Source organism: Pseudomonas sp. H3_C08 (assembly GCF_054669455.1).
Genome location: NZ_CP162803.1, coordinates 1,247,843 through 1,270,012 on the forward strand (window position 1 = coordinate 1,247,843; position 22,170 = coordinate 1,270,012).

At 61.0% G+C, this 22,170-nt stretch carries 19 protein-coding genes; 8 read left to right on the forward strand and 11 right to left on the reverse strand.

All coding sequences use genetic code 11. The features are described from left to right. Window positions 1–423 precede the first annotated feature (423 nt). Complete coding sequence (locus AB4N74_RS05790) at window positions 424–1,635, forward strand: helix-turn-helix domain-containing protein (RefSeq protein WP_460098635.1); 1,212 nt, start codon at window positions 424–426, stop codon at window positions 1,633–1,635. Window positions 1,636–1,666: 31 nt separating this feature from the next. After that, on the forward strand, window positions 1,667–2,299 hold the full coding sequence (locus tag AB4N74_RS05795) for a Vgb family protein (protein WP_460098637.1): 633 nt from the start codon (window positions 1,667–1,669) through the stop codon (window positions 2,297–2,299). A 122-nt stretch (window positions 2,300–2,421) separates the two neighbouring features. Here the strand turns inward: AB4N74_RS05795 and AB4N74_RS05800 are convergent, their stop codons facing one another. The 9 genes from AB4N74_RS05800 to AB4N74_RS05840 form a co-directional block, all read right to left on the reverse strand. Further along, window positions 2,422–2,613 carry a hypothetical protein gene (locus AB4N74_RS05800; protein ID WP_077572215.1) on the reverse strand — a complete coding sequence of 64 codons (192 nt, stop codon included), beginning with the start codon at window positions 2,611–2,613 and terminating at the stop codon, window positions 2,422–2,424. A 215-nt stretch (window positions 2,614–2,828) separates the two neighbouring features. After that, window positions 2,829–4,217 carry an amidohydrolase family protein gene (locus AB4N74_RS05805; RefSeq protein ID WP_460098639.1) on the reverse strand — a complete coding sequence of 463 codons (1,389 nt, stop codon included), beginning with the start codon at window positions 4,215–4,217 and terminating at the stop codon, window positions 2,829–2,831. A 13-nt stretch (window positions 4,218–4,230) separates the two neighbouring features. Beyond that, window positions 4,231–5,598, reverse strand: coding sequence for a nucleobase:cation symporter-2 family protein (locus tag AB4N74_RS05810; protein ID WP_093438891.1), 1,368 nt, complete (start codon window positions 5,596–5,598; stop codon window positions 4,231–4,233). Window positions 5,599–5,849: 251 nt separating this feature from the next. Further along, entirely contained in the window at window positions 5,850–6,893 is a 1,044-nt protein-coding gene (locus tag AB4N74_RS05815) for a CobW family GTP-binding protein (RefSeq protein ID WP_257358202.1), read from the reverse strand. A 99-nt stretch (window positions 6,894–6,992) separates the two neighbouring features. After that, window positions 6,993–7,610, reverse strand: coding sequence for a UbiX family flavin prenyltransferase (locus tag AB4N74_RS05820; protein WP_460098642.1), 618 nt, complete (start codon window positions 7,608–7,610; stop codon window positions 6,993–6,995). Continuing rightward, complete coding sequence (locus AB4N74_RS05825; protein ID WP_460098644.1) at window positions 7,607–8,992, reverse strand: UbiD family decarboxylase; 1,386 nt, start codon at window positions 8,990–8,992, stop codon at window positions 7,607–7,609. Before AB4N74_RS05825 ends, AB4N74_RS05820 begins: the two co-directional genes overlap by 4 nt. Before the next feature lie 243 nt (window positions 8,993–9,235). After that, window positions 9,236–10,141 (reverse strand): amidohydrolase family protein, encoded by a 906-nt coding sequence (locus AB4N74_RS05830; protein ID WP_034152486.1) that lies wholly within the window; start codon window positions 10,139–10,141, stop codon window positions 9,236–9,238. Between the two features lie 4 nt (window positions 10,142–10,145). Next, window positions 10,146–11,075, reverse strand: coding sequence for an amidohydrolase family protein (locus tag AB4N74_RS05835; RefSeq protein WP_099758662.1), 930 nt, complete (start codon window positions 11,073–11,075; stop codon window positions 10,146–10,148). A 524-nt stretch (window positions 11,076–11,599) separates the two neighbouring features. After that, a complete protein-coding gene (locus AB4N74_RS05840; RefSeq protein ID WP_460098647.1) occupies window positions 11,600–12,523 on the reverse strand; it encodes a LysR substrate-binding domain-containing protein in 924 nt (307 codons plus the stop codon). Window positions 12,524–12,641: 118 nt separating this feature from the next. Here AB4N74_RS05840 and AB4N74_RS05845 point away from each other — a divergent pair, with 118 nt between their 5' ends. The 6 genes from AB4N74_RS05845 to AB4N74_RS05870 all read left to right on the forward strand — a co-directional run bounded on the left by AB4N74_RS05845 (window position 12,642) and on the right by AB4N74_RS05870 (window position 20,070). Further along, on the forward strand, window positions 12,642–13,106 hold the full coding sequence (locus tag AB4N74_RS05845; protein WP_460098649.1) for a (2Fe-2S)-binding protein: 465 nt from the start codon (window positions 12,642–12,644) through the stop codon (window positions 13,104–13,106). Next, window positions 13,106–15,319 carry a xanthine dehydrogenase family protein molybdopterin-binding subunit gene (locus AB4N74_RS05850; RefSeq protein WP_460098651.1) on the forward strand — a complete coding sequence of 738 codons (2,214 nt, stop codon included), beginning with the start codon at window positions 13,106–13,108 and terminating at the stop codon, window positions 15,317–15,319. The genes AB4N74_RS05845 and AB4N74_RS05850 overlap by 1 nt, the downstream gene beginning before the upstream one ends. A 6-nt stretch (window positions 15,320–15,325) precedes the next feature. Beyond that, on the forward strand, window positions 15,326–16,219 hold the full coding sequence (locus AB4N74_RS05855) for a LysR substrate-binding domain-containing protein (RefSeq protein ID WP_093438857.1): 894 nt from the start codon (window positions 15,326–15,328) through the stop codon (window positions 16,217–16,219). Between the two features lie 187 nt (window positions 16,220–16,406). Beyond that, window positions 16,407–17,903, forward strand: coding sequence for a helix-turn-helix transcriptional regulator (locus AB4N74_RS05860; RefSeq protein WP_460098653.1), 1,497 nt, complete (start codon window positions 16,407–16,409; stop codon window positions 17,901–17,903). A 136-nt stretch (window positions 17,904–18,039) separates the two neighbouring features. Further along, window positions 18,040–18,297 (forward strand): DUF1652 domain-containing protein, encoded by a 258-nt coding sequence (locus AB4N74_RS05865; protein ID WP_099758667.1) that lies wholly within the window; start codon window positions 18,040–18,042, stop codon window positions 18,295–18,297. A gap of 1,119 nt (window positions 18,298–19,416) precedes the next feature. Next, window positions 19,417–20,070, forward strand: a complete 654-nt coding sequence (locus AB4N74_RS05870) for a trimeric intracellular cation channel family protein (RefSeq protein ID WP_257358207.1) — start codon at window positions 19,417–19,419, stop codon at window positions 20,068–20,070. A gap of 126 nt (window positions 20,071–20,196) precedes the next feature. Here AB4N74_RS05870 and AB4N74_RS05875 read toward each other — a convergent pair whose 3' ends face one another. Together AB4N74_RS05875 and AB4N74_RS05880 are read right to left on the reverse strand one after the other, a co-directional pair. Continuing rightward, window positions 20,197–20,964, reverse strand: coding sequence for an SDR family oxidoreductase (locus tag AB4N74_RS05875; RefSeq protein ID WP_034152479.1), 768 nt, complete (start codon window positions 20,962–20,964; stop codon window positions 20,197–20,199). Between the two features lie 22 nt (window positions 20,965–20,986). Continuing rightward, window positions 20,987–22,054 carry a phosphotransferase family protein gene (locus AB4N74_RS05880; protein WP_093437060.1) on the reverse strand — a complete coding sequence of 356 codons (1,068 nt, stop codon included), beginning with the start codon at window positions 22,052–22,054 and terminating at the stop codon, window positions 20,987–20,989. Between the last annotated feature and the right edge of the window lie 116 nt (window positions 22,055–22,170).

A 22,170-nucleotide genomic window follows, 5' to 3' on the forward strand; every position in this document is an offset into this window, starting at 1 on the left:
CACTGGATCTGCCTCTGTTACCAGCTCAGTCATCCGCTCAAAATAGCCCCACGGTTCGGCACTCGCGGCAGTCCTTCATCCCGAAGCGCCCAGTGCACCGCAAGCTCAGCATTGAGGAGAGCAACATGAACAAGATGGCGTTTTTTCTGGGTGGCTTTCTGACACTGACCATTCTGATCGGCCTGCTCGCGACGATTTCTCCGGTCTGAGATATGGCCACAAGATGATGTCCGGGGTGTTGCGCGCGAATCGTGTTTGTACGCCGCGCCATTCCCCCCTCGAAATAAATGTCATCCATGGCCCAAGCGAATTCGCGCCCTCGCACTTTGCGTTTTTCATCCCCTCTCAAATGTGTCGCGACGTCGACCGTTAATCCAGGTATTAGACTCAGATGACGATTCAGCCATTGGGGAATAATGAACCGTGGATTCGCTGATCAACGCTGCCGGCAGAGCGCTGTCCGCCGGTGACCCGCTAGGCGCGTTGAACTACGTCGCTCTGCGTGAGGACCCGCCGGCGCTGGCCCTGCGCGCAATTGCCATGGCTCAGCTCGGTGATCTGCCCCGTGCCACGGCGTTGTTACGGCGCGCAGTGAAGGCGTTCGGCAGCAATGAACCGCTGTCGCGGGCGCGTTGTGTGGTCGCCGAGGCCGAGGTGGCGCTGGCAGCGCGGGATCTGGGCTGGCCGGTGAAGGCGCTGGAGGCGGCGCGGCGGGTTTTGCAGGAGCACGGTGACGGCGTGAACGCGGCGCACGCGCGCTATTTGCAGATTCGCCGGTTGCTGTTGATCGGCGAACTGGATGAGGCCGAAACGTTGCTGGGTGAAACTGACCCGGCGCCGTTGCCGCCGGCGCTGCGTACTGCTCATGAGTTGATCGCCGCCGGAATCGCCGTGCGTCGGGTCCAGGCACACAAGGCCAGCGCGGCGCTGGCTCGGGCGCAGGCTGCGGCGCAACAGGCCGGGATCGCCGCACTGAGCGCCGAGGTCGATCACGCCTGTCACATGCTCGCTGCGCCGGCAGCGCGGTTGATCGTTGCCGGTCAGGCGCAACGGGTGAATCTGGCGCAGGTTGAAGCTTTGTTCAACTCGTCGACACTGATCGTCGATGCCTGCCGCTATAGCGTGCGCGGTGCCGGCATGACGGTGGCGCTGGCCACGCGGCCGGTGCTGTTCAATCTCGCACGATTACTCGCGCAAGCCTGGCCGGACGATGTGGCGCGCGAAACGCTGTTTGCCAAGGCTTTTCGTTTGCCCCTCACGGATGAATCGCACCGTGCTCGCCTGAGGGTCGAAATTGGCCGCTTGCGTGCGGCACTGAAGCCGCTGGCGAATATCGCCGCAACACCAAGGGGCTTTGCGCTGGTGGCTGAGGACGTTGCGTTGCTGACGTTGCCGGTTGAAGACAAATACGCGGCGTTGCTGGCCTTGCTTGCCGACGGCGAGGCTTGGTCGAGTTCGGCGTTGGCACTGGCCTTGGGCAATAGTCAGCGCCAGGTTCAGCGGGCGTTGGAGGCATTGGCGCTGGCGGACAAAGTGCAGGCCTTCGGCGTGGGCCGGGCGCGGCGCTGGATGACACCGCCGCTGCCGGGTTTCGCGACGATCTTGTTACTCCCGGTGTCGTTGGGCAATGGCTAGGCTGGACCCACACATCCACGAGGAAGTTGCCATGAAACAAGCAAACGCAGAAATCCTTCGCGAGTACGGTCCTTTTGATGACATCAAAGGCGTTCACGGCGTGACCTTCGATGGCCAGCAGGTCTGGTTTGCCAGCGATGGCCAGCTCAATGCACTGGATCCGGCCAGTGGCGAAACCGTGCGCACGATCAAGGTTGGCGCCGACGGCGGCACCGCTTTTGACGGCCAGCACCTGTACCAGATTGCTGATCGCCACATCCACAAGATCGATCCGGCCACGGGGCGCGTGCTCCACACCATCCCGGCCCCGGGCAATGGCGGTGATTCAGGCATGGCCTGGGCGGATGGCTCGTTATGGGTCGGGCAGTATCGCGAGCGCAAGATTCATCAGATTGATCCGCAGACTGGCGAGATCCTGCGTACGTTGGAGTCGAACCGGTTTGTCACCGGGGTGACCTGGGTGGAGGGTGCGTTGTGGCATGGCACCTGGGAGGATGATGAGAGTGAGCTGCGGCGGATCGATCCGCAGGACGGTGAGGTCATCGAGTCGCTGAAGATGCCCGAGGGACAAGGTGTCTCCGGGCTGGAGGCGGACGGTGCGGATCGATTCTATTGCGGTGGCGGCGACAGTGGGCGGGTGAGGGCGGTGCGTCGGCCTCAATGATCAAGGTATCTGCACCGGCCTCTTCGCGAGCAGGCTCGCTCCCACAGTGATTGCGGATGAACACAAATTTTGTGAGCAACCCTAAACCCTGTGGGAGCGAGCCTGCTCGCGAAAGCGCAGTGTCAGGCACCGCTGTTTCGACGACGTTCAATACCCTCCGGGCCGCCGATGTCCAGCAACCTTCTTTCCAGCAAAACATTCTCAAGTGCCTGACGCTCGACGGGCGCCATTTGGTGTTCACGCTTTTTCAGCTCCAGCAGAATCGGGCTGGACCAGGTGCGATAGGTCTGTTCGATGTTGCGACGCGACGTCATCAGTCTCTCCTTGATCAAGAGCCCGGTGTTGCGGGCAGGGGCTCTGTCCGATGAGGTAATAACGTTAGTCGAGAAAGCAGGAAGTCGCGAATGCGACGGCTTTATGTGGGAGCGAGCCTGCTCGCGAAAGCGTTGGATCAGTCAATGTTGCAGTGGCTGACAATATGCCTTCGCGAGCAGGCTCGCTCCCACATTGAAGTTGTGGTGGATTGGAATCAGTCGTCGACGTTCATCAGTTGCTGCACACCTTCCCATGCTTCGGCGCGCATGCGTTCGATGTCCAGGCCCGGAATCACGCCGTTCTCCACGACCACGCGGCCGCTGACCAGGCTGTATTTCACCGTGATCGGTTCACCCGCTACCACGGGCGCGACGGCGCTGTCGTGGAAGCCATAGAAGCGTGGATGGTCGAGGCTGTAGATCACCAGATCCGCCGCCTGACCGACTTCAAGTGTGCCAACGGCGCCGAGGCCTAGCACTTGCGCGCCGCCCGCCGTGCCCCAGTGAATGACATCTTCCACCGTGGTCGCCGAGGCGCCTTGTTCTGCGCGGTGGATCAGCCATGCAGTGTTGGCTTCGCCAACCATGCTTCCGGACTCGTTCGAGGCTACGCCATCCACTCCCAGGGAAATCGGCACGCCGGCCTCATACATCTGCGGCACAGGCGCCACGCCGCTGCCCAGCCGAGCGTTACTCACCGGGCAGTGGGAGACGCCGGTGCCGGTCTGCGCGAGCATGCGGATTTCACCGGGTTGTAGATGCACGGCATGGGCGAACCAGACGTCCGGGCCGAGCCATTCGTGCTCGGCGACGAATTCCACCGGCAGGCAATTGTATTTTTCGCGGCAGAAATTCACGTAGTTTTGCGTTTCCGATAAGTGTGTGTGCAGGCGTAAGCCAAGGCCGCGCGCGGTGTGCGCGAGTTCGCGCAACAGGGTTGGCGGCAGCGAGAACGTTGGCGTGGTCGGGGCGACCACCACGCGACGCATCGCGTCCGGGGTGTCCTGGTGGTACCGCGATTTCAACCGTTCGATATCGCCGACCATTTGCTCAAGGCTTTCCGGTTGCAGCGCGGTTTTCGAGAAGCCCGGATGGGCGCTCGCCGACTCCAGCGCGCCGCCACGGCACAGGACAAAGCGCAGGCCAAACTCATCCGCCAGATCGAACAGCAGATCACCGGTCTCGGTGCTGCCGTGGGCGTGGTAGAGATAATGGTGATCGGCGCAGGTGGTGACGCCGGACAGCAGCAATTCGACCATGCCCAACCGCGCGGCGATCCGCGCCAGTTGCGGGGTAAAGCGGTTAAGGCGCGGGTAGGGCACGCTGGCCAGCCAGCCTTGCAGGTCTTGATTCAAACCTTCGGGCACGGCTTTGAGCAGGTTCTGGAACAGGTGATGGTGGGTGTTGATCCAGCCCGGGTAGACCACGCAGTTGCGCGCGTCGATCACCCGTTCGCCGGGTTGTGGCTCAAGGTTCGCAGCCATTTCGGCAATGCGGCCATTGACCACGCGGATGTCCACGGCACCGGCCCGCGCGCGGGGGCCGCGCAGGCCGGTCATCACCGCGACCGGGTGCTTGATCAGGATGTTCTGAAGTTGAGTCATGGGCAGCTCCAAACTAAAGGATGTGCGAGGCGGATTTGCTGGCGGTGGTTTCCGCCACACTGACGCCATTCAGCGCGGCGTTGAGCAGCACCGACACCAGGCAGGCGATGACCACGCTGCTGTGCAGGAACGGCTGCGACCACTCTGGGAGTTGTTTGAACAAGGTTGGCGCGAGCACCGGTACCAGCGCGGCGGCGATGGTGAAACCGACGATCAGCACGTTGTAGCGATTGCGCTCGTAGTCGACTTTGGCGAGGGTCTGAATGCCCGCCGCCGCGACCACGCCGAACATCGCAATGCCAGCGCCACCGAGGGCAGCGGTCGGCATCGAGGCGATGATTGCGCCGGCCTTCGGCACCAGGGCAATCGAGCACATCAGCAGGCCGCTGACTGCGACCACCCAACGGCTGCGCACGCCGGTCAGAATCACCAGGCCGACGTTTTCCATGAAGGCGATAAACGGAAACGCGGCGAACATCCCGGCGATGGTGCTGGCCAGGCCGTTGGCGCGCAGGCCATTGATGACTTGTTTGTCCTCGACCGGTTTTTCAACGATGTCGCCGATGGCCACGAACAGCCCCATCGACTCGACCATCTGCACGATCATCACCACCACCATGGTCGCGATCGGGATCAGGCTGAAAGTCGGCAGGCCGAAATAGAACGGGTAGGGTACGGTCAGCCACGGCGCTTCTTCGACGCTGTGGAAACTGCCCATGCCGAGGCCATACGCGAGGCCTGCACCGATCAGCATGCCGATCAGCACCGCCATGTTGCGCAGTAGCGGGCTGCCGTAGCGGTTGACCAGCAGAATCGTCAGCAACACCACCACCGCCACACCGAGAAACGCCGGGGCGCCGAAGTTGCTCGCGTTGCGCCCGCCGCCGACCCATTCATAGGCAATCGGGAACAACTGCAAGCCGATCACGGTGACGATGCAACCGGTCACCACCGGCGGAAAAAATCGCCGCAATCGACCCACGAACGGCGCCATCAGCATGGTGAACAACCCGGCTCCGATCACCGCCCCGCAGACTCCGGCAAAGCCCACCTCCGGGTTGCTGCCGATGGCGATCACCGGGCCGACGCTACTGAACGCCACGCCTTGCAGAATTGGCAGGCGCACGCCGAATTTCCAGAAACCAACGGTTTGCAACAGGGTGGCGATGCCCGAGCAGAACAGCGTGGTGCTGATCAGCACCACCGTGTCGGCATGGGACATTTTCAAGGCACTGGCGACAATCAACGGCACGGCGATGGCGCCGATGTACGACACGGCCATGTGTTGCAGGCCGAGGGTGAGCATCTGTCGCACCGGTAAAATGCGGTCGACGGGGTGCACGGTGGCGGCGGATTGCGTTGGAGATGGGGCTGACGACATGGGGAAACACCTCTGGCTGTTTTTATGCGGTAGAGAGGGGTATTCGTCTGATGCCGATCAGCTCAAGGACACAGTGGAACCCTGTGGGAGCGAGCTTGCTCGCGAAGGCAATATGTCAGTCAACTGAGAGGTTGAATGTGACGGCCTCTTCGCGAGCAAGCTCGCTCCCACAGGGACTTGTGCAGCCCCAAGTGGCGAACATCAGTCATTCGTGCTGCGAAGCCGCCATCCACCGGCTCCGATGCCTTGTTTCAGCCTGCCAGGCAGGCGGCGAAGCCCTGGTTCAGCGCCGCGCGGTCGAGGTCGCGGCCGATGAATACGATCTTGCTCGAGCGGGGCTCCGTGCCCCACGCGGTCGAGGCGCGGAATTCCACCAGACTGTGCACGCCTTGCAGCACGTAGCGCTGGTCCTCGTTGGCCACCGCCAGCACGCCTTTCATGCGGTACAGATTGTCGGCCTGAGAGGAACGTAGTTCGCTGATCCAGCGGTGGAAGGCCATCAGGTTGACTGCGCCGTCCACGGCGATGCCCACTGATGACACGCTTGGATCGTGTTCGTGATCGGGCGCTTCGTGATGATGATCGTGGTGGTCGTGGTGCTCAGGTTCAGCACCGATTTCCATGAGCTTCTGCGTGCATTCGAATGCGCCGATGCCGAGGATTTTCGTCAGGTCGATTTGCGCATGGGTCGAGGTCACCAGATCCGCTGTGGCGTTCAAGCCACGGATCTTGCCGCGCAGAACGTCCACCTCGTCGCTGCTGACCAGATCAACCTTGTTGATGACGATCCGGTCGGCGCAGACAATCTGATCCACCGCCTGATTGTCGACGCCATCGAGTTGCAGATCCTCCAAATGCTGAGCGATGTGTTTGGCGTCGACCATGGTGACGATCGCGTCGAGTTCTACTTCTTCGGCGATCGGGTCATTGATGAAGAAGCTCTGCGCCACTGGATACGGATCGGCCAGGCCACTGGTTTCGATGAGGATGTGATCGAGGCGCACCGGCCGCGCCACCAGTTCGCGGACGATGCGCACCAGGTCCTCGCGAACCTCGGCAGTGCAGCACACGCAGCCGTTGACCATCTCGTAGATTTCTTCGGTCTCGGAGCTGAGGACGAGGTCGCCGTCGATACCGACTTCGCCGAACTCGTTTTCGATCACGGCGATTTTGCGGCCGTGGTTTTCCTTGAGGATGTAATTGAGCAGGGTGGTTTTACCGGCACCGAGGAAACCAGTGAGGATGGTTACAGGGATTTTGGTGTTGCGGGTTGGGGCGTTGAAGGGGGTGTTCATGGTGAGGCTCCTTTGATTGACCGGTGCACACTGAATTCGGGTGATGCTGCTTTTCTGTAGGAGTGAGCCTGCTCGCGATGGCGGTGTATCAGCCGACATTTATGTGATTGATACAACGTCATCGCGAGCAGGCTCACTCCTACAGGGGGTTGTGTGTTCTCGCCAGCGGGTGGCGACGCCCGCATCGAGACCAAACAGATCGAGCACGCGACCGAGGCTGTGGTCGACCATTTGCGCAAGGCTTTCCGGGCGGGCATACAAGGCGGGCACCGGCGGGGCGATGATCCCGCCCATCTCGGTAACGGCAGTCATGTTGCGCAGGTGGGCGAGGGTCAGCGGCGTTTCGCGGGCCATCAACACCAGCGTGCGACGTTCCTTGAGCGTGACGTCGGCGGCGCGGCTGATCAGCCCCGAGGACGTGCCGTTGGCAATCTCCGCCAACGTCCTCATCGAGCACGGCGCAACCACCATCCCGAGGCAGCGAAACGATCCGCTGGCGATCCCGGCGGCGACGTCATCGGCGCGGTGGTAATGACTGGCCAGCGCAGTGACGTCGGCGAGTTTGTAGTCGGTTTCGTGGGCCATGGTCAGCAGCGCGGCACGGCTGATGATCAGGTGGCTTTCGATGTTCAGCTCGGCGAGCAATTGCAGGAGTCGCACGCCATAGATAAACCCGGACGCGCCGCTGATACCGACCACCATCCGCTGGCGGTTCATGATTCAAGTCCTTTGAGCAGAACCCGCGCGCGTTCGAGTACCTCTTGATCGAGCTGCGCCTTGATTCCGTCAAACCCGGAACCGCGAGTTGCATCGAGGCCCATCCGCGAGGTGGTGCCAATCACCGAGGACGATGGATCGAGCGGACTGCCCGGCAAGCCATCAATGGTAAAAATATCCAGATGCGGCTGGAAATGCGTGGCCAGCGCCCACAGCACCTGGCTGTCATCGCTGATGTCGATGTCGCTGTCCACCGCGATCACGGTTTTCAGGTACGGATCCCAGCCGAGCAAGGCGAGCATGATCTGCCGCGCCTCACCGTCGCGACTCTGATCCAGCGCCACGTAACAGTGAAAGTGCGTGCCGGAATTGGGGTAATGTACGGCGGTGACGGCGGGGAAACGCGCTTTCAGCTTCTCGCTCATTTCCGCTTCGCGCGGCAGGCGGGCAAGGGTCAGGTGTTCGGCGTAGCGGCCGCCCATGACGTCGACCAGCCAAGCGTCTTTGCGCTTTAACAGCGTATCCACGCGCAGCACGTTGTTGGTCGAACGATCCGAGGAGTAACCGCTGAATTCACCGAACGGGCCTTCCTCGGCGTAGGCCGCCGGGTCGATCGCACCCTCCAGCACGAACTCGGCATACGCCGGCACACCGATGCCGTAGCGTGGGGTTTTCACCAGCTCCAGCGGCGCGCCGAACAGCCCGCCAGCGACGGCACGTTCATCGGCGCCATAAGGCAAGCGCGCAGCAGCGGCGAGCATGAACAACGGATGCGCACCGACGACCATCGCCACGCGCAACTCTTCGCCACGCTCGCGAGCGGTCTGCAACATCCGCCACAAGTGCCCACGGGAATGCAGGCTGGTCGCAAGTGCTTGCCGGGCGTGGCGCATCGAGCGGTGATAGCTCATGTTGGCGATGCCGGTCAGCGGGTCCTCGGCAATGATGATGGCGTTAGTGATGTATGGGCCGCGATCGCTGGCGAAATGTTTGAGCATCGGCAGCAGCGCCAGGTCCAGCGCTTCGCCTTCGAAGACCTCATCGAGGATCGGACCGCTCTCCACATAGCGTGGTGCGATGGGCTGGTTGGCGCGGGTCTGGAAGGTTTCGTGCAGTTGCGCCGCAGTGACGCCGAACAGCCGGGCAATGCGGGTTCGGGAGGCAAACAGATTGGTCGCCACCGGCACACCGAGGTTGCCGACGTGTTCGCAGATCAGCAGTGGATCGCGACCTTGGGTGGCGAGGGCATCGACCAGGGCGGTGACGTCCTGATCGGCGGAAATCGCTGGGGTGACAGTCAGCACATCGTCCGGGTACTCACGGCGATAGGCGTCGATGAACACGTGAAAGTCCTGAGAATCGCCGAGCGTCGAACGGGTCATGGTGTCACCTCGTAAAAAGCAGGCACGCAGGGGTGAGAGGGCGATCGCGCGGCCAGCCGTTGGCCTGCCGGTCGAGCGAACGCCGGGTCATCTTCGTGCCTGTAAAGTCGCTGTGCTTTTAAATTCTGGCAACGAACCCTGTGGGAGCGAGCTTGCTCGCGAAGGCATTGATTCAGTCACCATCGTTGTTGAATGACACACCGCATTCGCGAGCAAGCTCGCTCCCACAGGTTTTGTGTATGGCTACAGATAGGTTGTGGTCAGGCGTATGTCGGCCTCGACCAGATCCTTGGGCGGTGGCGTCGGTTCGATCCCGCACAACCGGGCGATGTTGTTGCCCAGGTAGTCTTCGAGATGATCCTCATCGATGCCCAGACCTTGCGGCGCCGGTGAGCACAACACCTCAAGTTCGCGCAGCCACATGCCCGGTTCGTTCGGCGGCGAATCGGTGCCGAACACGATCTTGTTGCGCGGCAGCTCCTTGGCGAATTCGACGATCCGCGACTGGAAGCACCAGCCCGATTCGCAGTAAACGTTCGGCGTGTCCATGGCCATCCAGAACGCTTCGAATGAGTAGTTGCCACCAGTCTGGATACCGAAGTGGCCGATGATGAAATTGACCATCGGAAACTCGCGGATGATCGGGTAGAACATCGTCGGAATCGTGTACGGGCCGTCGCCGGTGTGGATCAGCACAACGATGTTGTACTTGGCGCAGACCTTCATCGCCGGGCGCAACCAGTCGAGTGCGCGATCCGGGCGATAGCCGTGCATGTTGGCGTGCAGTTTGAGCATCTTGAAGCCGTATTCCTTGATGTGGAATTCCAGCTCCGCCGCACCGTTTTCCGGCCCCCAGCGCGGGTTGAAGTTGAAGTTGCCGATAAAGCGATCCGGGTACTTCATGCACAGTTCGGCGATGTACGACATGTAATCGCGCACGCCCTCGCGGCCCCGGCGGTTGCCGTCGCGATAACCGGTGTTGCCCGGTGGCGGCTGGATGAAACCCATGTCGATGCGGCGCGGTTTGCCGTTGATCATGTACGGGCCGTCCATCAACTTGAGCATGCGCTCACCGGTGAACGGTTCGCCGGTGTGGCGCCAGGCCTCGTCGACCAGATTGGTGGGGTGCAGATGGGTGTCGATGATCATCGGTTCAGCTCCTGGCCAGTTGAGTAGTGACGGGACGCTTGAGTTGCGCCTCTGCTTCGGAAACGGAACGCGGTGGCGGGGTCGGTTCGAGGCCGATCATCCGCGCGGTGTTGTTGCCCAGGTATTCTTCGAGGGTGTCCTCGTCGAGGTTCAGGCCTTGCGGCGGCTCGTGGCAGAGCACTTCGAGCAGGCGCAGCCACATGCCCGGTTCGTTCGGTGGCGTGTCGGTGCCGAAGAGGATCTTGTGCGTCGGCAAGACCTTGGCGAATTCGACGATCCGCGATTGCAGGCACCAGCCGGATTCGCAGTAGACGTTGGGCAATTCCATCGCCCATTGCATCGGTTCGAACACATAGACGCCGCCGGTCTGCACGCCGAAGTGGGCCATGATGAAATTGACGTTGGGAAACTCCTTGATCATCGGCACCCATTCCGACGGGATGCTGTAAGGCCCATCGCCGGTGTGCAGCTTGACCGGAATGCCCAGCTCGGCGCATTTCTCGAAGCATGGGCGCACCCAGTCAAGTGCACGGTCAGGCCGGTAGGCATGCATGTTGGCCTGCATCTGCACCATGCCGAAACCGTGTTCCTTGACGTAGCGCTCGATCGCCTCGACGCCGTTTTCCACACCGCAGCGCGGGTTGTAGACGAAGCAGCCGATGAAGCGGTCCGGGTAGGTCTGGACCATTTTCAGGGTGTAGGCCATGTAGGCGTCGATGGATTCGCGGCCGGTAAGGTCGCCGTCGGTCCAGGTGTAAATCGTGTTGCCTTGCGGCGGCTGGATGAAGGCTTTGTCGATACGGCGCGGCTTGCCGTTGACCATGTACGGGCCATCCATCATCTCCAGCAGACGCTCGCCGGTGAACGGGTCACCGTCATGCCTCCAGGCGAGGTCCACGAGATCCGTGGGATAGCAGCTGATATCGATGATCATTGCAGTCGATCTCCTGATAGCGGGGAAGGGAGCCTTGCGGCTCTCGGCATCCACGTCCCGGGCAATCGGCCGTTGCTATGCGCAAGACATGCGCATTCCCTCGCCTGTTCGCATCCGGCCCGGGTGGGTGGTTGCTGAGGGCGAGTATTGGAAGGCGGGGTTGGGTTCGTACAATATTAATTGGGCGCGGTGGTGATACTTGGGCGATATGGGCAGATCAAGAGCTACCCTCACCCCAGCCCTCCCGAAACGTCGGACCGCCCGGAGGGAGAGGGAGCCGACCGAGGTGTCTTGTGCCTGACATCGACCTGAAAGACCGAGTCGATTATGGATTCAATGCTGATCTCTCAAGTCGGTGTAATTCGTCAATATCCCCCAATCAGTTCTCTCAATTTCCAGGAAGGAGAGGGAGCCTACCGAGGTGTCTCGTGCCTGACATCGACCTGAAAGAACCAGTCGATTATGGATTCCCAGCAGGAGGTGCACGTCGGTGTCATTCGCCAATATTCCCCGATCGGTCCCCTCTACCTCTGGGAGAGGGCTAGGGTGAGGGCAGGGTTCTCAAGCGTACACAGGACTAACTGTCTAACCGCATCAACCACCGGCGCCACACGCTCCGCCTGCCCATGCGGCCACACCGCATAAAGGTTGTAATGCGCCGCAATCTGCGCCTCGTTCAACGCCACCAATCGCCCACAGCGCAATGCATCAGCCGCCAGTAATCCACGCACCAACCCCGCACCAACGCCGGCCTCAGCCGCCGCAATCAGATTCGCCGCATTATCAAAAATCACCCGCGCCGACGGTTCGGTCGGTGTCATCCCAGCCGCATCCAGCCATGGAATCCACGACCGCCGCGTATACCCCAATAGCGGCAACTGCAGGATCTGCGCCGGGCTAAGCGGCACTTGCAAACCATAGCGTTCCAGCAACTCTGGCGAAGCCACCGCCAATACCCGATCGCCACAAATCTGCGTAATCTCGCAGTCGTCCCAATCGCCATAGCCATAACGCAACGCCAGATCCACTCGCTCAAACGTGCTGCGATCACTGCGCGGCATCGACAGCAGCGTCACTTCGTAATCCGGCAGTTCATCGAGCAGCTGCGGCAGGCGCGGATTGAGCCAGCTCTGCGCCAGTTCACTGTCGACGTCGAGGGTCAGGCGTTGCGCCATGCTGCGGTTTTTCACCGAGGACAAGGCGCGATCAATCTGCGCCAGACCGTCCGACAGCACACTGGCAAACAACTGCCCGGCGTCGGTCAGATTGCTGCCGCCACCTTCACGCACGAACAGCGGCTGGCCGATGAAATCTTCCAGCGCGCGGATCTGCTGACTGATGGCGCTGTGGGTCAGATCGAGCTTGCGCGCAGCACTGGAGAAACTGCCGCTGCGCGCCGCGTGGATAAACGCGCTCATGGACTGCACCGACGGGTATCGCTTGTACATGTTGTTAGTCCTGCTTACAGCGGTTGGCAGAAATCGTCGCTGGCCGCGTTTTGCCCGGGGTTCCAATAATCGGTCACCAGGCCCGCACAAAGACGGGCCGCTCTTTTGGAGCCTGACAATGATTGCATTCACGGTTAACGGCGAACGACGCGAGCTGGATGAAGCGTCCTCCTCCATGCCCTTGTTATGGGTACTGCGTGATCAACTGAAACTCACCGGCACCAAGTTCGGTTGCGGCATGGGCCTGTGCGGTGCCTGCACCGTGCACCTGGACGGCGTCGCGGTACGTTCCTGCCAATTGCCGGCGGTGGCCGTCGCGGGCCACCGCATCACCACCATCGAAGGTTTGTCGCCGACGCAAAACCACCCGTTGCAACTGGCCTGGATCGCCGAAGATGTGCCGCAATGCGGTTACTGTCAATCCGGGCAGATCATGTCCGCCGCCGCGTTGCTCAACACCGGTGCGGCGGTGACCGACGATTCGATCCGCAACGCGATGTCCGGGAATATCTGCCGCTGCGGCACTTACGGGCGCATCAACAAAGCGATCAAACGCGCGGCGAATGCGCCGAAGGAGGCGTGATGAGCCTTATCGACGACAGCCGCATAGAATTGCCGCGGCGAGTGTTTCTCAAGCAAGCGGCGACGGTTGCTTCGGGCTTGGCGATTGCCCTTTATCTGCCGGGTGGCATGGCGGCGACTGACCCAAAAGCGCCGGCCCCGGCGAGTGAATTCGAACCCAATGCCTGGGTGCGCATCTTTCCCGACGGCACGGTGAAACTGGTGGTGCACAAGCACGACTCCGGCACCGGCACGCAAACAGCGCTGGCCGCGTGCGTGGCGGAAGAACTGGACGTCAACCCGATGACCGTGCAGGTCATCACCCCGGAAGATCCGTTTTTCGAGACTTACATTCATCCGGTCTGGAAGGTCTTTTCCACTGGCGGCAGCACCAGTGTTTCCCTGGAATACGAGCGCCTGCGCATGGCCGGAGCCATGGCGCGGGCGCTACTGATCACGGCAGCCGCCAAGCAGTGGAAAGTCAGCCCTGACAGTTGCACCACCGAAGAAGGTCGGGTCGTTCACATTGCGAACAAACGCAGCCTCGGTTACGGCGAACTGGTCGGCGTCGCGGCGAATCTGCCAGCCCCGAAAAACGTCAAGCTGAAGGATCCGGCGCAGTTCAAATACATTGGCAAACTGCGCCACAAACGTGATGCGGGGGCCAAGGTCTGCGGGCAATTCAAGTACAGCATCGACGTGCAATTGCCAGACATGCTGGTCGCCGTGATTCAGCGCGCGCCGGTGGTTGGATCGACAGTGCTCAGCGTCGACTCAGCGGCCGCGTTGCAGGTGCCGGGCGTGCGCAAAGTGCTGGCGATTGCGGGGCGCCCTGATGTGCTCGGCGGCAATCAGGAAGGCGTCGCTGTGTTGGCGGATACGTTCTGGGCCGCGCAGCAGGGGCGCAATCTGCTGGCGATCAAATGGAGCGATTCGCCCTTGGCCGGGTTCGACAGCGAGCAACTCTCCAGCGCGCAGGTCAAGGCCATCGGCGATCCGCAAGCACAAACCGTCAAAGCCATGGCCCAGGGTGATGTCGCCGGGCAATGGTCAGGCGCGGCGAAGCTGATCGAAGCCGATTACACCATGCCCTACAAGGTGCAAAACCCGCTGGAACCGATCTGCATCACCGCCCACGTCAAGGACAAAGCGATCACTTACTGGGGCGGTGTGCAGGTGCCGTCCTCGGCACTGGAAGCGGCGCAAACCGTGTGCGGCATCGACAAGGCCAACGTGACCATTCATGAAGTGGTCTCCGGCGGCAGCTTCGGCGCGCGGGAGGCTAAATACTGGTTGTTCGAAGTCGCGTATCTGGCGCAGAAAACCGGTGTACCGGTGAAACTGCTCAACAGTCGCGAGGACGAAATGCACGCGCTGTTCAATCACCCCGCGACCTTGCATCGAGTCAAAGGCGCGCTCGACGCCCAGGGCAAACTCACCGCGCTGCAACTGCACGCGGTGTCGCCGGCCTCGCCGGAGCAGTGGGAGCCGGGTTACTTCGAACGGCCGGACCATATGGATTACAGCACCACCGAGGCGATCACCGCGTGGGACTTCGCCTATCGACCGCCGCACCTGGAACTGAACTGGGTCAAGCATGAAAGCCACGTGCCCAGCGGCTGGTATCGCTCGGTGAGCTTCATCCCCAACGTGTTCGCCGTGGAAAGCTTCATGGATGAGCTGGCCCACGCCGCTGGCGAAGATCCATTGGCGTTCCGGCTGGCCAATATGCAGGAGCGGCCACGACATGTGGCCGTGCTCAAGCAGGCTGCCGAGCGCGCCGGTTGGGGCAAACCGTTGCCGCCGGGCACGGCGCTGGGGATCGCGACCAATCAGGGTTACACCAGTTTTATTGCGGTGGTTGCGCGAGTGGCAACGGTTGATGGCAAGGCCCAGGTCGAGAAACTCACCTGTGTGGTCGATTGCGGTCTGGCGGTTTCGCCGGGCGGTGTCGAGGAACAGATCTACGGCGGTCTGATGTGGGGACTTGGCCATGCGTTGTTCGATCGGCTCGACATCAAACAGGGCCGGGTGGTGCAGAGCAATTTCCACGATTACCGGGTGATGCGCATGTCCGACATGCCGGCCACCGACATCGTCGTGTTGAATGGCGAGCCGAGTAAGCCCGGTGGCGTCGGCGAGTTGGGCAGCCCTTCGGTAGTGCCGGCCATCGCCAATGCCTTGTTCGCGCTGACCGGCGTACGCCAGCGTTCGACGCCGCTGAGTCTGGGGTAAGCCGTCATGGATCTGCGTCTGCTGCGGTACTTCATGGCGTTGGCCGATGAGCTGCACTTCGGTCGCGCCGCCGAGCGCCTGCATATCTGCCAGCCGCCGCTGAGCCAGCAGATTCGTTTGCTGGAAGAGGAACTCGGCACGCCGTTGTTCGAGCGCAGCCATCATCGGGTCGAACTCACGGCGGCGGGGCAGATGCTTAAGGAGCAGGCGCCGCTGGTGTTCGAACAGCTTGAGCGGGCGTTGGACCTGACGCGGCAGACCGGGCGCGGACAACTTGGTGAGCTGGAAATCGGCATGATCAGTTCGGTGATGGTCGGCGTGCTGCCCAAGGCCTTGCACCTGTTTCGCCAGCGTTATCCGCAGGTCAACTGGCGTTTGCATGAAATGACCCCGGCGGCGCAGGTCAAGGCGTTGAAGGAGAAACGCATCGACGCTTGTGTGTTTCGCGTCGGCTATGACGATCCGCAGTTGCGCAATGAACTGCTGATCTACGAGCCGATCAACGTGGTGATGCCGGCGGATCATCCGCTGGCTGGCCGCGCGGTGCTGGCGCCGGCGGATCTGGCACAGGAGCCGTTTGTGGCGCTGGAATTGAAGCAGTCGCGGTTCGCCCATTTTCTGTTTCAATGCTGCATTCAGGCCGGGTTCACGCCTCAGATTCGTCAACAAGTGATCGAGGTGCAGACCTTGCTGAGTCTGGTGCGCGCCGGGTTTGGCGTGGCGCTGTTGCCGGCGTCCATTGAGCAACTGGCCCCGGCGGGGTTGGTGTTCCGGCGCCTGACCCCGGCGTTGCCGGAGGTGCCGCTGTATGCCACTTATCGGGCGGACGATGCTTCGCCGGTGCTCAAGCTGTTTCTCGATACGCTGCGCGAGTTGGTCGAAACCTCAAGCCAACATTGAATCCTGTGGGAGCGAGCTTGCTCGCGAAGGCACAGTGACAGTCGAAAAATGTTTGAATGAAGTACCGCATTCGCGAGCAAGCTCGCTCCCACAGGGGATTTGCGTTGTTGCAAGAATTTAACGCTGGCACGATCGCAAGCTCGTGCGGTCGTACTCTTCACATGGCCGTATCACTTGTGGAGATCCAATGAGCCAGGAAGTCCTGACCACCGAAACCAACCGCCGCCAGTTGCAGCAGATCATCGCCGGGCTGTCCGACGGGGTGATCCTGTTGGAGCTGGATCAGAGCATTCTCTGGGCCAACGAAGCTGCGCTGGCCATGCACGGTGTCAAACGGATCACCGATCTGGGCCACAATGCCGACGAATACGCCAAGAAATTCAACCTGCGCTATCGCAATAATCACTCGATCACCGCCGAAAACTACCCGATCAGCCGGGTAGCGCGCTGTGAGAGTTTCAATGACGTGCTGATCGAAGTGTCGCCGACCGACGACCCGGAACGCATCTGGGTGCACAGCGTACGCAGCATGATTCTCACTGACCGCGAAGGGCAGCCCGAGTCGCTGGTGCTGATCATGAGCGATGTCACCGATTGGGCCAATGCCGAGCAGCGCTTCGAAAGGACGTTTAACGCCAACCCGGCACCGGCAGTGATCTGCCGGCTCAGTGATCTGCGTTACATCAAGGTCAATCCGGGGTTTCTGGAAATGACTGGGTACACCCGCGAGCAGGTGATTGGCACGTCCTCTTATGAAATCGACATTTTCGAGCAGGCCGAACACCGGGACCTGGCTATTCAGCGCCTGCGCGACGTCGCGACCATCCCGCAGATGCAAGCCGAGCTGCGCCTGCCCGATGGCAGTAGCAAGCAGGTGATCGTGGCCGGTCAGCCACTGACGCTCAACGATGAGGATTGCATGCTGTTCTCCTTTGTCGACATGGAGCTGCGGCACAAGGCCGAGGTGGCGTTGCGGCAGAGTGAGGAGCGTTTTGCCAAGGCGTTTCGCCTGACGCCGGTGCCGATCCTGATTTGCAGTGCTGACGAACAGCAGGTGATCGACGTCAATCAGGCGTTCCTCGAAACCCTGGCTTATGACAGCGACGACGTGCTCGGCAAAACCGTGCCGCAGCTGGACTTTATCGATGACAGCGGCGCGTGCACGCGGTTGCTGGCGGCGCTGGCGAAAAACGGGCGAGTCGATCGGGTGGATGTGCGGGTGCGCAGGAAGGATGCGGATCTGCTCGAGTGCGCGCTGTCCGCTGACACCGTGAATATCCAGGACACACCGTGCTATTTGCTGGTGCTGATGGACATTACCGAGCGCAAGCGTACCGAGCTTGAGTTGGTGGCGGCGATTGAGGAGGTGATGAAAGACGCTTCCTGGTTTAGCCGTACGTTGATCGAGAAACTGGCCAATGTGAAAAAGGTCAACTCGCCGCAACTGCCTAGCGTTTCGTTCACCGATCTGACGGCGCGTGAGCGCGATGTGCTGGGGTTGATCTGTGAAGGGCTGGCGGACAAGGAGATCGCGGCGCGGCTGAAACTGGCACCGAACACGGTGCGTAATCATGTCGCCACGGTGTATTCCAAGCTCGATGTGCACAGTCGCAGTGAGGCGATTGTCTGGGCGCGCGAGCGTGGATTGTTTTCCGGGGAGTGGGGCGCCAAGGGCCAGCGCTGAGGTGCAAATGCACTAGTTCATCAGGTGCATATTGAGGTGTTGGCGGTCGACGGCTGTTCTTAGTCTGGCGGGGTGCGATACGAGTTTTTTCTGGCTCGGGATCGCGGCCCTTCGCAGTCGTTATAGGAACAGTCTGATGATGAATCTTGCGCAGTTGCGCACGCAGCTTGAACGCAGTTTTTCGCCGCTGGCGTGTGAGTGTCTGGTGGATGGGGATCATTCGCTGACGGTGAAGCTTTATCACCCGGTGTCGGGGCAGGTGGATCTGGTGATCAGTGGGTTGAAGCTTGATGCGCTGCGGACGCGGGAGTCGGTTGAGGCTTTGATTGAAGAATTGCGGTATGAGTTGGAGAGCAACACTTTGCGTTCTTTTCGGGATCCTGATTTGGCTTAGGGCTTTTAGGCTTGGCGGCCTTTGGGCCGACCATGCTCTTGGGGGTTGGGTGGATATCCGTTTCTTTGGGTGCTGCGGCTGGCGGTTTCGCTCTTACAGCGACTCACTTTTCCAGACGCCGAAAAGTAAGCAAAAGGCTGGGCCCCGGCGTTCGGCCCGCTCGCTGGGGCTCGGGGTTCCTTCGCTCCGGGATCGATCCGGGGGCAGCGCCTACGGTTTGCTTCGCTGCACCTCCTCTCGCTGTGTTTGGCTTCGCCAAACGGTCGCTGCGCTCCCACCCCCGGATCAATCCCTCCACTCAGCCTGCCGAAGGGGCCAGCACGGCAAGATCAAGAGCTGCAGCCGAGCTAACGCTCATCCTGTTGAGTGGTGAGGAGCGGAAGCGATACGCGGTGTGCGCTGTTTTGCTTTGGCTGTTTTGTGGGAGCGAGCTTGCTCGCGAAGGCGGCCTGACAGCCGACCAATTTCTGCCAGATGTACTCTGTTCAATTGTAGGAGTGAGCCTGCTCGCGAAGGCGGCCTGACAGCCGACCAATTTCTGCCAGATGTACTCGTTCCAACTGTGGGAGCGAGCCTGCTCGCGAAGGCGGCCTGCTAGCCGACCAATCTCTGCCAGATGTACTCTTTTCAATTGTAGGAGTGAGCCTGCTCGCGAAGGCGGCCTGACAGCCGACCAATTTCTGCCAAGTGTACTCTGTTCAATTGTAGGAGTGAGCCTGCTCGCGATGAGGCTCTATCAGGCAAAGCACATTTCAATTTGCCAATCCTCTCGAATCTGAACGCAAAATCGACAGCCACTTCCTCCCGATCCGGCCGATTCACTGGCGCTTGCGGGGGGCTCGGCTATAAAGAATGAGTGGTCAGGTCTTCCGTGGTCGGTTCGGTCGCGGGAGTTGCTCTTCCATTTGTCGCGGGTCGTCCTATGAACAATCTTGGGAAACGCGTGTTGCCGTTGGCTTTCTTTACAGTGTTGTTGGCGGGTTGCGCCAGTCCTCCACCCCCTCCACCGGCAGCGCCGCCGCCACCGCCGGAGCGCACGTGTCAGGTGCTCGAAAACACTGAGGTCGCCGGTGACGTGTACGCCGACGGGCAGGTTACTCGACACATCACGACCACCCGTTGCGTCACGCAATAGCGCCTGCGGGGCGGCAGTCCCGGGTTGAGCGGATTGTGCTGGTGGCCGACCTGGCCGGCACTGCGGTGTTTGCCGTGGAAGGCGCTATTGCGGCGATGCGCAGTCAGCTCGACTTGCTCGGTGTGATGGTGATTGCGTTTATCGTCGCCCTCGGTGGCGGGGTGACTCGTGATTTGTTGATCGGTGCGACGCCACCCAATGCCGTGGCCGATTGGCGCTACCCGGCGCTGGCGTTTTTCATGGGCGGGCTGGCGTTTGCCTTTCATGAGCAGGTGCTGGGCTGGTCCGGTTCAACCCTGATTGTGCTGGATGCAGCAGGCTTGGCGCTGTTTGCCGTGGCCGGTGCGCAGAAAGCGTTGAATTTCGGGATTACGCCGTTTGTGGCGATGCTGATGGGCACCATCACCGGCGTCGGTGGCGGGGTGATACGCGACATTGTGCTGGCGCGGATACCGGTGGTGTTGCAGGCGGATTTGTATGCGAGTTCGGCGTTTGTCGGTGCGGCGGTGTTGATCATCGGCCGCAGGCTGGGCGTTTCGCCGGTAGCGGCGGCGTTGCTGGCGGGGGCGGCGTGTTTGCTGTTGCGTTTGCTGTCGGTGCATTTCGGCTGGCAGTTACCGAAAGTCCTCGATGCCTGATTCAAGCAGTGACCTGTGGGAGCGAGCTTGCTCGCGAATGCGGTGTGTCAACCAAATCATTGTCGATTGACACTACGCCTTCGCGAGCAAGCTCGCTCCCACAGGGTTAATCATTTGCCGTTTAAATCAGGACAGAAACCCACCGTCCACATTCAGCGCAACCCCGGTGGTGTAGCTCGACGCATCGCTCGCCAGGTACAGCACCGCGCCGGCCATTTCGCTCGGATCAGCCACACGCTTGAGCGGGATCTGCGTCAGCGCTTGCTTGAGAATCGCATCATTCTTCACCAGCGCCGAGGCAAATTTGGTGTCGGTCAAACCCGGCAGCAGCGCGTTGCAGCGAATGCCGAACTGCGCGCACTCCTTGGCGAAGACCTTGGTCATGTTGATCACCGCCGCTTTGGTCACCGAGTAGATGCCCTGGAAGATCCCCGGCGAAATGCCGTTGATCGACGCGACGTTGATGATGCTGCCGCCACCGTTTTCGCGCATCAGCTTGCCGGCTTCGACCGACATGAAGAAGTAGCCACGGATGTTCACGTCAACGGTTTTCTGGAACGCACTCAGATCGGTGTCCAGCACATTGCAGAATTGCGGGTTGGTCGCGGCGTTGTTGACCAGAATATCGAGGCGGCCGAACTGTTCCTTGATCCCGGCGAACACCTGGCTGATCTGTTCCATTTCACCGATGTGGCAGGCCACGGCCGTGGCTTTGCCGCCGGCGGCGATGATCGCGTCGGCGACATGCTGGCAGCCGTCGAGCTTGCGGCTCGACACGATCACATGGGCGCCTTGCTGGGCCAGCAGTTTGGCGATGGCTTCACCGATGCCACGGCTGGCGCCGGAAACGAAAGCAATTTTACCGTCGAGGTCGAACAACTGAGTCTTGGACATAAGGGTTCCTGGGTGTGGGCCGTCAGAGGCTCGATTTCGCAATGACCTGCAAGCTCATCTGCTCCAGCAGTTTGTTCATGTGAATGAACTGCGCGAAGCGTTTGTCCTGGGTCTGGCCGTGGTAGAAGCGGTAGTAGATCTGCTGCACGATGCCGGCCAGACGGAACAGGCCGTAGGTGTAGTAAAAGTCGAAATTGTCGATCTGGATGCCCGAACGTTCGGCGTAGTAATCGACGAACTCGCGGCGGGTGAGCATGCCCGGCGCGTGGCTTGGCTGGCGGCGCATGAGTTGCACCGGCGCCGGATCGTCCGCCTGAATCCAATAGGCGAGGGTGTTGCCCAGATCCATTAACGGGTCGCCGAGGGTGGTCAGTTCCCAGTCGAGTACGCCGATGATCTGCATCGGGTTGTGCGGGTCGAGGATGACGTTGTCGAAGCGGTAGTCGTTGTGGACGATACTTGAGGTCGGGTGGTCGGCCGGCATCTTGTCGTTGAGCCAGGCTTTCACTGCTTCCCAATGCGGCGCATCCGGGGTCAGGGCTTTTTCGTAGCGCTCGCTCCAGCCTTTGATCTGACGGGCGACGTAGCCTTCCGGTTTGCCCAGATCGCCCAGGCCGCAGGCGTTGTAGTCGACGCGGTGCAGTTCGACGAAGCGGTCGATAAAGCTTTTGCACAGGGCTTCGGTCTTTGCCGAATCAAGGCCCAGCTCCGGCGGCAGCTCCGAGCGCAGGATGATCCCTTTGACCCGCTCCATGACGTAGAACTCGGCGCCGATCACCGATTCGTCGGTGCAGTGCACGTAGGCCTTCGGGCAATACGGAAAACCGTCGCGCAATTGATTGAGGATGCGGAATTCACGGCCCATGTCGTGGGCGGACTTGGCCTTGTGGCCGAACGGCGGACGGCGCAGGACGAATTCCTGTTCCGGGTATTCCAGCAGGTAGGTCAGGTTCGACGCACCGCCAGGAAACTGGCTGATCGCAGGTGTGCCGCTCAGGCCTGGAATGTGCGCCTTGAGGTACGGATCGATCAGGCTGGCATCGAGTTCTTCGCCAGAGCGGATACGGGTGGACTGGTCAGTAAGCGCCATGCTTATCCCTTCTGCTTATTTTGGAGGCCAGACATCATTGGCTAATCTAATGGCGCGCTCGGGGCGCCACAAGCGCGAGTCGGTCTTATAGGCTAGCGTGTTGCCCGATAATCACC